The sequence below is a fragment of the Brachybacterium sp. ACRRE genome (assembly GCF_022346485.1).
Lineage (GTDB): Bacteria > Actinomycetota > Actinomycetes > Actinomycetales > Dermabacteraceae > Brachybacterium > Brachybacterium halotolerans.
The window spans coordinates 1-14,307 of the sequence record NZ_JAKRMO010000080.1; the positions used below are offsets into that span (position 1 = coordinate 1).

Genomic DNA, 14,307 nt, shown 5'->3' on the forward strand with positions numbered 1-14,307 from the left:
GGCGGGTTCTGCGGGGACGGGTTCTGCGGGAGTGGCGGAGACGGTCCCGGCGGTCGGGCCGACGTGCCCCGGGGCCGCGTGGGGGCTGCGGCGGGAGGCCGGGCCGCCCACCAGGTCCCAGGCGGTCTCCGCGTGGCGGGTGACGTCGATGCCGGCGAGCTCCTCCTCCTCGGTGATCCTCCACCCCATGATGCCCCTGAGCACGAGGGCGATGATCGCCGTGACCACCGCGGAGAACACCATGGCGGCGATCGCGATGAGGATCTGGACGACGAGCTGGCGGATCCCGCCGCCGTAGAACAGGCCGGTCTCGGTGCCCAGCAGGCCGATGAGGACGGTGCCCACGAGGCCGCCGACGAGGTGGACGCCGACGACGTCGAGGGAGTCGTCGAAGCCCAGGCGGTACTTGAGGCCGACGGCGAGGGCGCAGACGGCGCCCGCGACCGCGCCCAGCACGATCGCGCCGACGGGGCTCACGGCCGCGGCGGCCGGGGTGATCGCGACCAGGCCCGCGACGACGCCGGAGGCGGCACCGAGGCTCGTGACCCTGCGGTCGCGGATCTTCTCGGTGATCATCCACCCCAGCATCGCGGCGGCGGTCGCGACGGTCGTGTTGACCCAGGCCAGGCCCGCCGTGCCGTCGGCCGTCCCGGCGGAGCCGGCGTTGAAGCCGAACCAGCCGAACCACAGCAGCGCCGCGCCGAGCATCACCAGCGGGAGGCTGTGGGGCTTCATGGGGTCGCGTCCCCAGCCCAGGCGCTTGCCGACGATGAGGGCGAGGACGAGGCCCGCGGTGCCCGCGTTGATGTGGACGACGGTGCCGCCGGCGAAGTCGATGGGCTCGGCGATCGCGGCGAAGGGGCCGTCGGCCGAGAGCAGCCCGCCGCCCCAGACCATGTGGGCCATGGGGGCGTAGCAGAGGATGATCCAGACCGCGCTGAAGGCGATCCAGGTGCCGAAGCGGACGCGGTCGGCGATCGCCCCGGAGATGAGGGCGAGCGTGATGATCGCGAAGGTCATCTGGAAGCCGGCGGCGACCAGGAAGGGCACTCCGGAGCCCGCGAGCAGGGACTGGGCGTCCTCGCCGTGCAGGCCGAAGAACTGGAAGGGGTCGCCGAACAGGCCGCCGATGTCGTCGCCGAAGGCGATCGAGTACCCCAGGAGGGTCCACACGATCGCGCCGACGCCGAGGGCGGCGAAGGACATCAGCATCATGTTGAGCACGGTGCGCGCGCGCACCATGCCGCCGTAGAAGAAGGCGAGGGCGGGCGTCATCAGAAGCACGAGCGACGCGCTCACCAGCAGCCACGCCGTGGCTCCGGTGTCGAGGGTGAAGGGCTCCATGTCCAGTCCTGGCTCGGAGGGGCCGGGGCGGGAGCCCGGCGCGACCCGGGAGGATCGTGGTCACATGGTGCGGTCGGTCGCCCTCCGGCCGCCTCCCCAGGGCCCGCCGTGATCTTTTCGTGACCTCGGGTCCGGGGCGTGGACGGCGGAGGGAGGCGGCCGCGCGGCCGCCGGGACGGCCGACCAGAGGGCCTGCCGGGCGGCCGGCTCAGGCCTCCAGGAGCGCGTCGACGAAGCCGTGCGGGTCGAAGGGGGCGAGGTCGTCCATGCCCTCCCCGAGCCCGACCATCTTCACCGGGACGCCGAGCGCGCGCTGCACGTTGACGACTATGCCGCCCTTGGCGGTGCCGTCGAGCTTGGTGAGCACGATGCCGGTGACGTCGACGACCTCGGAGAAGACCTTCGCCTGCTGCATGCCGTTCTGCCCGGTGGTCGCGTCCAGCACGAGCAGCACCTCGGCGACGCCGTCGCCGTGCAGGGCCTTCTCGGCGACCCGGCGCACCTTGCCGAGCTCGTCCATGAGGCCCTTCTTGTTCTGCAGGCGGCCGGCGGTGTCGATGATGACGACGTCGGCCTGCTGCGCGATGCCCTGGGCGACGGCGTCGAAGGCGACCGAGGCGGGGTCGGCCCCGTCGCGGTCCGAGCGCACGGTGTCCACGCCCACCCGGGAGCCCCAGGTGGCGAGCTGGTCGGCGGCCGCGGCGCGGAAGGTGTCGGCCGCACCGAGGACGACGCTGCGGTCCTCGGCGACGAGCACGCGGGCGAGCTTGCCGACGGTCGTGGTCTTGCCGGTGCCGTTGACGCCGACCATGAGGGCGACGGAGGGCACCTCGGTGCCGTCGGGCGCCTCGCGGCGGGTCGCGGCGAGCCGACGGTCCAGGCTCGGGTCGACGAGGGCGAGCAGCTCGGCGCGCAGGGCCTCGCGGATCTGCGCGGGGTCGTCGGTGCTGATGACCTGGATCCGGCGGCGCAGGTTCTCCATGAGCTCGTCGGTCGCGTCGGGACCGAGATCGGCCAGCAGCAGCGTCTCCTCGATCTCGTCCCAGGTGCTCTCGTCGATCGTGCCGCTCGTGAGCAGGCCCAGCAGGCCGCGGCCGAGCGACCCGGAGCGCGAGAGCCGGTCACGCAGGCGCTCCATGCGGCTGCCGGCGGGCTCGGGGGTCTCGAGCGGCGGCGCGGTCTCGGCGCTCTGGGCGTCCGCGGGCGCCTGGGCGTCGGTCTCCGGCAGCTCGGCGGGCGCCTCGGTGGTCCCGGCGGCCTGAGCGGACTCCGTGGACTCCGTGGTCTCCGCGGCCTCGGGGCCATCGGTCGGGGCCGACGGCGAGGCGCCGGTCGAGGCGGAGTCGGGCGTCGCGGTGCGTCCCGGCTCCGTGCCGGGGATGACGGGGTTCGAGGGGTGGGCGGCGCGCGCGGAGGCGCTGCCGGCCGTGGGCGCCGCGGGAGCGGACGGCGAGGCGGGCTTGGAGAGCGTGTCGCCCCAGGTCGGGGCCGCGGGCCGGTCGGTGCGGGGCTTCTGCGCGGTGGCGGTGGAGCCGCCGGTGCGATCGGCGCGACCGGCGCCCTGGGAGTCCTGGCGGCCCTCGGCGTCCTGATCCCCGCCCTGGCCGCGGCGACGCCGGCTGCGCACCCATGCCCAGGCTCCGGCGCCGATGACGACGATGCCGCCGCCGGCGCCGGCGAGGGCGGCGAGGATGTCATTGGGGTCCACAGGTCACCTCCGGGTCGAACGGCGCCGGGCGGCGCAGGCCTCGCCCAGTGTAGGCGGGACGGAGGGAGGTGCGGACCGCGCGTTCAGGCGTCGCGGCGGGTGCGCGAGGAGCCGCGCAGCACGGTGCCGTCCTCGGCGCGCTCGACGGCGCGCGAGCTCAGCGCGGTCAGCACGAGGACGAGCGCCCCCACGAGGACGGCGAAGAGGAGGAAGACGATCATGACGATGCCCATGGGTTCATTCTCAGCGGGAGGGGCCTCCGCTTCCATCATCCGAGAGGACGACCGCGTGTCGCCTTGCTCACAGACGAACGACGACGGCCCCGCTCCCCCGGGCCATGAGGGCGCGGGAGCGGGGCCGTCGGCCGCAGTGCTGCGCGGAGCGGGCTCAGCCGAGCGCGGGGAACCAGATCCCGATCTCGCGGCTCGCGGACTCGACGGAGTCGGAGCCGTGCACGAGGTTCTGGATCACCGGGGCGTCCCACTCGCGGGCGAGGTCGCCGCGGATCGAGCCGGGCGCCGCCTCGGTCGGGTTGGTGGCGCCGGCGAGCGAGCGGAAGCCGGCGATGACGCCCTCTCCCTCGGCGACGACGGCGACGAGCGGGCCGGAGCCCATGTACTGGACGAGCGGGCCGTAGAAGGGCTTGCCCTCGTGCTCGGCGTAGTGGGCGGCGAGGGTGTCGGCGTCGGCCACGCGCTGGTCGAGGGCGACGATGCCATACCCCTTGGCCTCGAGGCGGCGGAGGATCTCGCCGCGCAGGCCGCGCTCGACGGCGTCGGGCTTGAGCAGGATCAGAGTGCGTTCGGTCATGGAGGGCACTGTATCGGTCGTGCCCGCACGGCGCCTCACCGCCGTCGACCAGCCCTCGACCAGCCCTCGACCGAGGGATCAGGTCCCCGGGGTGTCCGCCTGCTCGGGATGGGCGGCCCAGTAGCGGGCGTCGACCGCGTCCTTCTCCCGGTCCAGCGCGTGCCCCTTGAGGACCCCGTATACGAAGAGCACGGCGAACAGGGCGCCCACGATCCACATGGCGCTCACCCACAGTCCCAGCAGCAGGATCGGGATCTGCAGCAGGGCGCCGAGCACGTACGGCCAGGCGCGCTTCTTCAGCATGCCCGCGCAGGCGAGCAGGAGCACGGCGCTGATCAGGGAGATCGTCCACACGGGGACACGGTCCTCGGGGTTCAGCTGGTGGGAGACGAGCGCCGCGAAGAAGACGATGAGCGCCTCGACGGTGAGCGTGGTGGAGCTGAACATCCGCTGCGCCCCGTGCGGGCGCTGGGACGGGGTGAGGTGCAGGGCCATGCTCAGACCTCCTCGGCCACGCCGAGCAGGTCGCGGACCTCGGCGGCGAGGGTCACGGAGCCCGCGGCGACGACGCCGCCGAACTGGTCGCCCGAGGCCTCCGCGAGGTCCACGGCCCGCTGGATCGCGTCGGGCAGGGAGGCGGACTCGATGACGCGGTCCTCGTCCTCGAAGACGTCGCGGGCGACGTCGGCGAGGCGGTCGGCGGGGATCGCGCGCGGCGAGGAGGACTGGGTGACGACCACGGTGTCCAGCAGCGGCTCGAGGGTCGCGAGCAGCTGCTCGGCGTCCTTCTCCTGCAGGATCCCCACGAGGCCGATGGTGCGGGTGAAGCGGAAGTTCTCGCGCACGGTCGCGACCAGCGCCTCGGCGCCCGCGGGGTTGTGGGCGGCGTCCACGAGGATCGTCGGCGCCTGGCGCACCACCTCGGCGCGGCCCGGGGAGGTGACGGTCGCCAGCCCCTCGGTGAGCAGGTCGGCGCCGAGCACCTGCTCGCCGCCTCCCAGCAGCGCCTCGCAGGCGGCGATCGCGAGCAGGGCGTTGTGGGCCTGGTGCTCGCCGAGCAGCGGCAGGAACACGTCCTCGTAGCGACCGGCGATGCCCTGGAAGGTCACGAGCTGCCCGCCGACGCCGGGGGTGCGCGAGAGCACGCCGATCTGGTCGCCCTCGATCGCGGCCTCGGTGCCCAGCTCGAGCAGGCGCTCGCGGATCACGTCGAAGGCCCCGGGCTCGCTCTGCTCGGCGATCACGGCGAGCGCGCGCGAGGTGAGGATCCCGGCCTTCTCCCCCGCGATCTCCTCGATGGTCTCGCCCAGGTACTCCTGGTGGTCGAAGCCGATGGGCGCGATGACGGTGACGTCGGGATCGACGACGCCGGTCGCATCCCAGGTGCCGCCCATGCCGGTCTCGACGACGGCGACGTCGACGGGCGCGGAGGCGAAGGCCTGGTAGGCCATCGCCGTGAGGTACTCGAAGTAGGTCAGGGGCGGGCCGCCGGCCGCACGGGACTCCTCGTCGACCATCAGCGCGAAGGGCTCGACGTCCCGGTAGGCCTGGACGAATGCCTCCTCGTCGACGCTCTCGCCGTCGATCGCGATCCGCTCGGCCGGGGAGTGCAGGTGGGGGCTCGTGGTGCGCCCGGTGCGCAGGCCGGCGGCGCGCAGGATCGCCTCGGCGATGCGGGCGGTCGTGGTCTTGCCGTTGGTGCCGGCGATGCGGATGGAGCGGTAGGAGTTCTGGGGGTCCCCCATCAGCTCCATGACCCGGCGGATGCGGCTCAGGTCGGGCTCGATGCGGTTCTCGGGCGCCCGCTCGAGCAGCGCCGCGTAGACCTCGCGCAGCTGGGGGCCGAGCTCCGGACGGGACGGACGTGGCACTGCGGCTCCTCGGGACGGGGTGGGCGGGGTGGAGTGCGGCGGCCGACGGCCGGCGGCCGTCCTCCAGTCTACGAGCGCGCGCCGGGGAGCGCCCTCACCGGTCCTCCCCATCGTGCGCCCATCCACAACGGGCGCCGGGCCGTGGTCGCGCAGGCGCCGTCTTCCTAGCGTGACCGGCATGCACCGCGGGGGCCGTCCCGCGGCGCGAGCGGCAGGCGAGGAGGGGCACATGGCCGAGGGACTGGCGGGACTCCGGGAGGTCCGGCGGGAGACGGTGGGGCCGGTGGCGGCAGGGGTCGGACGATGAGCGGCTTCTGCGGCATGGACACCGCACAGGTGCGCGATCACGCCGAGCACCTCCGCGGCGCCGCCGATCGGCTCGAGGCATGGCAGGTGCATCTGGACGCCGCCGTCACGGGCGCCGCGTGGAGCGGACCGGACGCGGAGGCCTTCCGCTCCCTGTGGGCACTGCTCTCCCTGGACGCCTTCCGGTCCGCCACCGCGGCACTCGCCTCGCGAGGCGAGCAGGCCGCCGCGCAGGCCGACGACCAGGACGCGGCCTCGACCGCCCAGGGCAGCGGGGGCGGGGCGGGCGGCTCGGAACCGGGAGCGCTGGGCGTCTGCGCGCCCGACGCATCGGACCCCGTCTCGGGGATCCCGGATGCGCCGTCGTCGGACATGCACCAGGGGTACCTGCGGGACGACAACCCCGTGATCCCCGACTGGCTCGAGCACCCCGGGGAGCAGCTCCTCTCCGGCACCGCCCACTCGGTCTCCGATGCGGTCGGCCGGAGCTGGGACTCGGGCCTCGACGCCCTCGAGCTGGGGCTGGATCGCTCCGGTCGGCGCAGCGACGCCATCGGCCAGCTGCGCCGGGACGGCGACCGGTTCGGGGGGATCCTCGAGGACTGGGCCGCGGGCGAGCGAGCGCCCACGTACGCGGAGCTCGGGGCCTCCGGGGTCGTGGCGCTCGGCTCCGCCGGTGCCGTGACCTCCGAGGCGGTCAGCGACGACGACCAGGACACCGCCTTCCTCGACGACCGTCTCGGCGGCATCGTCTCCGATGTGCGGGTCGACGACGCGCCGTCGGCGAGCCCGCGGGACCTGGGCGACCTCCTCATCGGCAACGACTCCCTGCGGATGAAGGGCCGCGGCGCCGACTCCTCGGGCGCGCTCGCGACCGGGCAGATCGGCGTGCAGGAGGTGCGCAGCACGTCCGGCGGCGATCCCGTGTACATCGTGCAGGTGCCACCCACGGAGGGCCCCGACGTCCTGGACGCCTCCGGCGCCTACGGCCAGACGGGCAACTCCCGGGACTGGGGCTCGAACCTGCGGCTCGTCGCGGGCCAGGACCCTGCCGCGATGGACGACGTGCGCGCGGCGATGACGGCCGCCGACGTCCCCGCCGGGGCCGACGTCATGCTCGTGGGGCACTCGCAGGGCGGGATCATCACCTCGCACCTCGCGGCGGACCCGAGCTTCAACAGCACCTGCGGCGCGGAGGGAACCTTCAACGTGACCCACAGCTTCTCGGCGGGCTCCCCGGTGCAGACGGTGATCCCGTCCCAGGACTCGACCCAGGTCGTCAATGTGGCGCACGGCCCCGTCGGCCTGGATCCCCACCTCTCCCTCGGCACCTCCCACCGCGCGGACCTCGAGTACACCGGCGATCCGATCGCGGAGCTGGACCTGCAGGGCGCCCAGATGGGAGGCGGCACCCTGAGCGCGCCGAACGTGCACGAGGTGATGCTGCCCGGGAGCACGCAGCATGCGAGCGACGGGGTCCGCGGGATCGAGGCGAACCATGAGTCCTTCGAGAGCGGTTCCCCGGACGCCTACTACTACGGATCGATCCAGGAGCACACCGCCTCCGACCCCGTCCTGTCCGCGCTCCAGGGCGATCTCGACGGCCGGTACATCGGCGAGGGCACGTACGTCTCCCGTTCGACCGTGGTCGACGTCGGGCGCGGTGAGCCGTGACGGCGTCCGGTCGGGTCGTCCCGGATCAGGGCCGACCGTCGCGGCGCTGCCCTCCCCGCAGGCCCCGCAGACTCCGCAGACTCCGCAGGCCGATGCTCAGTGCGAGAACGCGAAGCCCCACATGAACACGGTGATGAGCACGAGCATGATCAGCGCCGTCGGGATCTGCACGGCGATCGCGCCGTACTTGTTCCTCATCTCCAGCAGCGCGGCCGGCACGATGTTGAAGTTCGCGGCCATCGGCGTGCACAGGGTCCCGCAGAACCCGGCGAGCATCCCGAGGGCGAACACCGCAGGGGCGTTGCCGTGGAAGTTCTCCACGAGGATGGGCCAGCCCACGGCGGCGGTCATGATCGGGAAGGCCGCGAAGGCGTTGCCCATGATCACGGTGAACACGGCCATGCCGACGCAGTAGGCGATCACGCCCCAGACCAGGACGTCCTCGGGGACGATGAACCCGAAGATGTCGCCGACGGCGGTGCCGACGCCGGCCTCCGTGAACAGGGTCCCCAGGGTCGAGAGCATCTGCGGGAGCAGCGCCGCCCAGCCGATGGCCTCGAGCAGTCTCGTGCTCTCGGTGAACGGGACCGACAGGCGCGGCGGCCGCAGGATGATGCAGGCGACGACGAGGGCGACCAGCGCGCCCACGCCGAGCCCCGTGAGCGTGGCCGACCCCTCCGCGAGCAGCGGCTCGCCGCCCACGCTGAGCCGCGGGCCGAGCAGCGCCACGATCACGGTGACGATCGGCACGAGCAGCGCGGGGATGAACAGCCGCCCGCGCAGCCGCGCCGCGAAGCCCTCCCTCTCCTCCTCGGAGGTGGTGTGCTCGGTGCCCTTGCCGAGACCGCCGAATCCGGCGATCGCCACCATCGCGAGCACCGCGAGGCCCAGCACCCAGGCGGGCGCGGAGCCGGCGGTCACGAACGTGGAGTAGAAGAACGAGAGGCCCAGCAGCCCCCAGAACGCCGCGGAGCCGAGCCTGCGCGAGTGGTCCTCGTGCGTGGCGACGAGCACGGCGACGGTGAGGAAGAAGGCGCCGATCAGCCAGTAGAGCCATTCGTTGGAGATCACTTCGCGCCTCCCTGCGGGACCGGGACGGCGCCGGCGAGCCGGTCGAGCCTGCGGTCGAGCCGCAGCAGCCGCGTGCCGTGCACCAGGTAGGCCATCACGGCCACGGGCACGGCCCAGAGCGCCAGCTGGATGGGCTCGAGGGTGAGCCCGTAGGTGGTGTCCACGAAGGAGGTGATGAGGAGGATCGAGCCGATCGCCACGAAGGCGTCCTCCCCGAAGAAGACGCCCACGGTGTCGGCCGAGGCCGAGTACCCCTTGATGGTCTCGGTGGCCTTCTCGTTCGGAGCGGCTCCTCGGCGCCGCTCCTCGGCGGCCTCCGCCATCGGGTAGACCAGCGGCCGGACCGTCTGGGCGGGGCCCGCGACGGACTGGAGGCCGATCGCGGCCGTCGCCTGGCGGATCAGCATGTAGAGGGCGAGCAGCCGCCCGGCGGTGAGGCCGCTCAGCCTGCGGATCAGGTTGCCGGCCGCGGCCTGCAGTCCGTACCGCTCGATCAGGCCGATCACCGGGAGCACGAGCACGAAGGTGGTGATGGAGCGGGACCCGGCGAACCCGGTCCCGAAGGTGTTCAGGATCTCGACCGGCGTGAGGCCGCCGATCAGCGCGGTGACGATGCCGGAGACGGTCACCACCAGGAGGGGGTTGATGCGCAGGGCGAAGCCGATGATCACCAGCGCGACCCCGATGAGGACGAACATGGGCGCCTCCTTCAGTCGGTGCGGGATGCGAGGGCCAGGTGCGCCTCCCAGGCGAACGTGGCCAGCCAGTGGGAGGCCATGTACTCCTCGGAGACGGCGGAGCGCAGACCGGGCTCCATCAGGCGCGGGGCCGCATCCCGCAGGGCTGCGGCGAGCTCCCGGCCGTGCTCGGATCCGATCCGCTCGAGCGCGTCGGCGATCCGCAGGCCGCTCGCCGCGGCGGTGAGGCCGAGCCCGTCGAGATGGGACTGGTACCCGTCGCTCGGATCGATCACGGGGACGGGGCGGAGCACGTCGGAACCCGGACGGAGGCGGGAGAGGAAGCGCGGAAGCCAGGCGGCGAGCTCGTCCTCGTCGAGCACCTCGATCATGAGGTCCGCCTCGCTGAGTCCGGCGGAGAGGAAGTCCTGCCCGCTGCGCTCCTGGTCGAAGGCCCAGTCCGCGTCGTCGAGGAAGAACCGTCGGGCGGCCTGCTCGATCTCGCCGCTCGCCTCGTCGGCCGAGGCCGCACTGGTCGCGCGAGCCGCGCGGGCCGCGCGCAGCAGGCGGCGCAAGCCGAACGCGGTGTTGGTGTGCAGCCCGTGCCGCACCGGCAGCGGGGTGCGCGGGAGCCAGCTGCGCGTCAGGGCGAGCACCTCGTCCAGCAGCGGGTCGGCGGCGCCGGCGAGCCGGCGCAGCTCCGGTGTGCGGGCCTCTGCGAGCGCCACGGCGAGCTGCGCCGCCCACGCCCATCCGTAGGGCCTCTCCCAGGTGGGGTGCTCGCGCAGATAGGCCGCTTCGACCGCGAGATGCTGCGGAGCGAGGTGGTCGGCGAGCAGCACGAGGGCCTGCTCCCGCCAGGGGGCGTCGGCCGTGGCCTCGACGAGCGATGCCAGCAGCCAGTGCATGTGCACGCTCGAGTGCCAGTCGAAGGAGGTGGCGAAGGCCGGGTGCATCCGGGCGGGCTGACGCAGGTCCTCGGCGGAGTCCTGCACGTGGTGGGCGGCGTACGGGAACTGCCGCGAGAGGTTCTCCAGGGCCACCCCGGCCAGGGCGTCGAGCGGCGCGTCGGCGGGGACTCCGCTGTGCGCGATGGTGGTCATCCGGGGCTCCTTCCGCGGCGGCGCCCAGCGCGCGGACCGCCCCGACAGTCTGGGACCCGGCGCCGCCCGTATCGAGCCGACGCGCCGGGTCCCGACCGCCTCACGCCTTCGCGACCGACACCTTCACCGTGCCGCCGGAGACCTTCTCGCTCGCCTCGTGCGCTCCGGGAGCGGGCTCGGCCGGCACCTCGAGCGCGGTCGCGAGGACCTCGCCCGCCACCAGGCCCCGGTGGGCGGCGACGGCGTCGACGACGGCCCGGTCGCCCGAGACCGTGAGGGTGATGCGATCCGAGACGTCGAGCCCCGCGTCGCGCCGGGCCGACTGGATCGCGCGCACCACGTCGCGCGCGGTGCCCTCGGCCTCCAGCTCGGGCGTCACCCGGGTGTCGAGCACCAGGAAGTCGCCGCCGCGCAGCACGCCGATCGCCCGGCCCTCGGCCGCCGAGTCGGAGCCGGCGACGAGATCCAGCGAGTACTCGCCCTCGGCCAGTGCGATCCCGCCGGAGGTGACCGTGCCGTCCTCGGCCACGGACCAGTCGCCCGCCTTCGATCCCTTGATGACGGCCTGCACCTGCTTGCCCAGGCGCGGCCCGGCGGCGCGCGCGTTCACGCTCAGGCGCTGCTCGACGCCCATCGAGCGCGACTCCTCGCTCGCCACGTCCACGAGCCGCACGTCCTTGACGTTGAGCTCGTCGGCGATGATCTCCGCGAAGGGCGCGAGCGAGGCCGGGTCGTGGTGGACCACGGTGAGCTGCGCGAGCGGCAGACGCGCCCGCAGCCCCTCCTTCTTGCGCAGCGAGTTGCCGACGCTCGCCACGTGCCGCACGTCGTCCATCTGCGCCACCAGCTCCGGATCGGCCGGGAACAGCTCCGCGTCCGGCCAGTCGGTGAGGTGCACCGAGCGACCGCCGGTGAGCTGCTTCCAGATCTCCTCGGAGACCATCGGCAGCAGCGGCGCGGCCACGCGGCACAGCGTCTCCAAGCACGTGGAGAGCACGTCGATCGCCTGCTCGTCGCCCTCCCAGAAGCGGTCGCGGGAGCGGCGCACGTACCAGTTGGTGAGCATGTCCAGGTAGTCCTGGATCTGCTCGGCGGCGTCGGCGATCGCGAGGGCCTCGAAGGACTCCCGCACGCCCCGTGCGAGCACGCCCGTGCGCGCCAGCAGGTAGCGGTCCATGACGTCGTCGGACTCGTATCGCGTCTTCCCCTGGTACCCCTGGGGCCGGCCGTCCGCGTCCTTCGAGCCGGCGGCGTTGGCGTACAGCCCCAGGAAGTACCAGACGTTCCACAGCGGCAGCACCACGTGGCGGGTGGCGTCGCGGATCTTCGCCTCGTCGACGATGAGGTTGCCCCCGCGCAGGATCGGCGAGCTCATGAGGAACCAGCGCATCGCGTCCGCGCCGTAGGTCGCGTACATGTCGCGCACGTCGGGATAGTTGCGCAGGGACTTGCTCATCTTCTGCCCGTCCTCGCCCAGCACGATGCCGTGGCAGATGACGGAGGTGAACGCGGGACGGTCGAAGAGCGCCGTGGCCAGCACGTGCATCATGTAGAACCAGCCGCGGGTCTGGCCGATGTACTCGACGATGAAGTCCGCGGGGTTGTGGCTCTCGAACCACTCGGCGTTCTCGAAGGGGTAGTGCACCTGCGCGAACGGCATCGAGCCGGAGTCGAACCAGACGTCGAAGACGTCGGTGATGCGGCGCATCGTCGACTTCCCGCTCGGATCGTCGGGGTTCGGCCGCGTGAGCTCGTCGATGTACGGCCGGTGCAGGTTGACCTCGCCGAACTCGTCACGCGGGAGCGTCCCGAAGGCCTCCTCGAGCTCCGCGAGCGAGCCGTACACCTCGATGCGCGGGTGGTTCGGGTCGTCGCTCTTCCACACCGGGATCGGCGAGCCGAAGTAGCGGTTGCGGGAGATCGCCCAGTCGCGAGCGCCCTCGAGCCACTTGCCGAACTGGCCGTGCTTGACGTTGCCGGGCACCCAGTCGATCTGCTCGTTGAGCTCGAGCATCCGCTCGCGCTGATCGGCGACCTTCACGTACCAGGAGCTCACGGCCTTGTAGATGAGCGGCTTCCGGCAGCGCCAGCAGTGCGGGTAGGAGTGCACGTGGCTCTTCTCCCGCATCAGCCGGTGCTCGCGCTGCAGGTTGCGGATGATCGGCCGGTTCGCGTCGAACACCTGCAGCCCGGCGATCTCGTCGAGCGCGGTGCCGCGGAAGTAGTCGAGGAACTGCGCGCCGTCGTCGACGGAGACGATCACGGGGATCCCGTACTCGGCGTTGACCTGCTGGTCGATCTCGCCGTAGGCGGTGGCCTGGTGGACCACGCCGGTGCCGTCGTCGGTCGAGACGTAGTCGGCGACCGTCACGATCCACGCGTTCTGCGTGCCCCAGCGCTCGCGGTCCTCCGAGTAGACGGTCCACAGCGGCTCGTAGGCCATGTGCTCGAGCTCGGCGCCGCGGTAGGTGCGAGCCTCGACCGCGGCGACGGCCTCCTCGGCGCTCGCGTACCCGAGCTCCTTCGCGTACTCGCCGACCAGGGCCGCGGCCAGCAGGTACCGGTCGGCGCCGGAGGCTCCGCCGTCGGCCGCACCCTCGGACCCGGCGGGCACCACCGCGTACTCGACCTCCGGCCCGACGGCCAGCGAGAAGTTCGTGGGCAGCGTCCACGGGGTCGTCGTCCAGGCGAGGGCCCTGACGCTCGCGAGGCCGAGCTCGTCGGCCTTCTCCCCCTCGAAGGGGAAGGTGACGGTGACGGTCGGGTCCTGGCGGTCCTGGTAGACGTCGTCGTCCATGCGCAGCTCGTGGGAGCTCAGCGGCGTCTGATCGTTCCAGCAGTAGGGCAGCACGTAGTAGCCCTCGTAGGCGCGGCCCTTGTCCCACAGGGTCTTGAAGGCCCACAGCACGGACTCCATGAAGGAGACGTCGAGGGTCTTGTAGCCGTTCTCGAAGTCGACCCAGCGCGCCTGCCGGGTCACGTACTCCTCCCACTCCTTGGTGTACTTCAGCACCGAGGAGCGCGCGGCGGAGTTGAACGCCTGGACGCCCATCTCCTCGATCTCGGACTTCTCCGTCATTCCCAGCTCGCGCATGGCCTCGAGCTCGGCGGGCAGGCCGTGGGTGTCCCAGCCGAAGCGGCGGTCCACCTTGTACCCGTCCATCGTGCGGAAGCGCGGGACCACGTCCTTGACGAAGCCCGTGAGCAGATGCCCGTAGTGCGGGAGCCCGTTGGCGAAGGGCGGGCCGTCGTAGAACACGTACTCGGGGGCGCCCTCGCGCTGCGCGATCGAGGCGCGGAAGGTGTCGTCCCTGTCCCAGAACCGCAGGATGCGGCTCTCGAGATCGGGAAGGTTCGGCGAGGGGACGAGCGGGTCTCCGGAGACCGGATAGACCATGAGGACCTCCGAGCGGGGCGTAGGCGGACGGCGACTGTGCTGTCCGAGGACGCCGCTCCCCTCCCCTGCCGACCTGCGGCGGGGCGGTGCGCGTGCGCGGTACCACCTCGGTTGACGCCCCGGAAGGCATCCCCTCGTTCCTCAGCTGTGACGGGCTGGTCCCGGCGGGTTCTACTGGGCCGACGACCCGCTCGCGCTGCGCACTCGGGCCCCTGGCCGTTCTTCCCGCGGCTCACCGGTGATGGCCGGGTCGATGCCGATGGGCGTCAGTCTACGTCGGGGCCGACGGACGGGTCACCGGGGTTCGCGGTGGAATCGGTCTCGTCGTGGAGTGGGGGCGGGTGGG

At 72.8% G+C, this 14,307-nt stretch carries 11 protein-coding genes; 1 reads left to right on the plus strand and 10 read right to left on the minus strand.

Annotated features, from left to right (window positions below; genetic code table 11):
* The 6 genes from MHY49_RS17150 to MHY49_RS17175 form a co-directional block, all read right to left on the minus strand.
* Positions 1–1,344: ammonium transporter (locus MHY49_RS17150; RefSeq protein ID WP_239206173.1), on the minus strand; the 1,344-nt coding region annotated here is incomplete at its 3' end.
* Between the two features lie 208 nt (positions 1,345–1,552).
* A complete protein-coding gene (ftsY, locus tag MHY49_RS19430; protein ID WP_239206175.1) occupies positions 1,553–3,052 on the minus strand; it encodes a signal recognition particle-docking protein FtsY in 1,500 nt (499 codons plus the stop codon).
* An 83-nt stretch (positions 3,053–3,135) separates the two neighbouring features.
* The gene (locus tag MHY49_RS17160; RefSeq protein WP_193636296.1) at positions 3,136–3,285 is read right to left on the minus strand and encodes a hypothetical protein; all 150 of its coding nucleotides are present in this window, start codon (positions 3,283–3,285) and stop codon (positions 3,136–3,138) included.
* 154 nt (positions 3,286–3,439) lie between these two features.
* The gene (ndk, locus tag MHY49_RS17165; protein WP_239206177.1) at positions 3,440–3,862 is read right to left on the minus strand and encodes a nucleoside-diphosphate kinase; all 423 of its coding nucleotides are present in this window, start codon (positions 3,860–3,862) and stop codon (positions 3,440–3,442) included.
* A gap of 78 nt (positions 3,863–3,940) precedes the next feature.
* A complete protein-coding gene (locus MHY49_RS17170; RefSeq protein WP_228358910.1) occupies positions 3,941–4,357 on the minus strand; it encodes a DUF4233 domain-containing protein in 417 nt (138 codons plus the stop codon).
* Between the two features lie 2 nt (positions 4,358–4,359).
* A complete protein-coding gene (locus MHY49_RS17175; RefSeq protein WP_239206179.1) occupies positions 4,360–5,733 on the minus strand; it encodes a folylpolyglutamate synthase/dihydrofolate synthase family protein in 1,374 nt (457 codons plus the stop codon).
* Positions 5,734–6,036: 303 nt separating this feature from the next.
* On the opposite strand from MHY49_RS17175, the gene MHY49_RS17180 reads away from it, so the two are divergent.
* Positions 6,037–7,713 carry a WXG100 family type VII secretion target gene (locus MHY49_RS17180; RefSeq protein ID WP_239206181.1) on the plus strand — a complete coding sequence of 559 codons (1,677 nt, stop codon included), beginning with the start codon at positions 6,037–6,039 and terminating at the stop codon, positions 7,711–7,713.
* 96 nt (positions 7,714–7,809) lie between these two features.
* Here MHY49_RS17180 and MHY49_RS17185 read toward each other — a convergent pair whose 3' ends face one another.
* The 4 genes from MHY49_RS17185 to ileS form a co-directional block, all read right to left on the minus strand.
* Complete coding sequence (locus MHY49_RS17185) at positions 7,810–8,784, minus strand: DUF979 domain-containing protein (RefSeq protein ID WP_200503621.1); 975 nt, start codon at positions 8,782–8,784, stop codon at positions 7,810–7,812.
* Positions 8,781–9,482 carry a DUF969 domain-containing protein gene (locus tag MHY49_RS17190; RefSeq protein ID WP_200503622.1) on the minus strand — a complete coding sequence of 234 codons (702 nt, stop codon included), beginning with the start codon at positions 9,480–9,482 and terminating at the stop codon, positions 8,781–8,783. The genes MHY49_RS17185 and MHY49_RS17190 overlap by 4 nt, the downstream gene beginning before the upstream one ends.
* Before the next feature lie 11 nt (positions 9,483–9,493).
* Entirely contained in the window at positions 9,494–10,564 is a 1,071-nt protein-coding gene (locus tag MHY49_RS17195) for a DUF2891 family protein (RefSeq protein ID WP_239206183.1), read from the minus strand.
* Positions 10,565–10,664: 100 nt separating this feature from the next.
* A complete protein-coding gene (gene ileS, locus MHY49_RS17200; RefSeq protein WP_239206185.1) occupies positions 10,665–13,961 on the minus strand; it encodes an isoleucine--tRNA ligase in 3,297 nt (1,098 codons plus the stop codon).
* Positions 13,962–14,307: the final 346 nt, after the last annotated feature.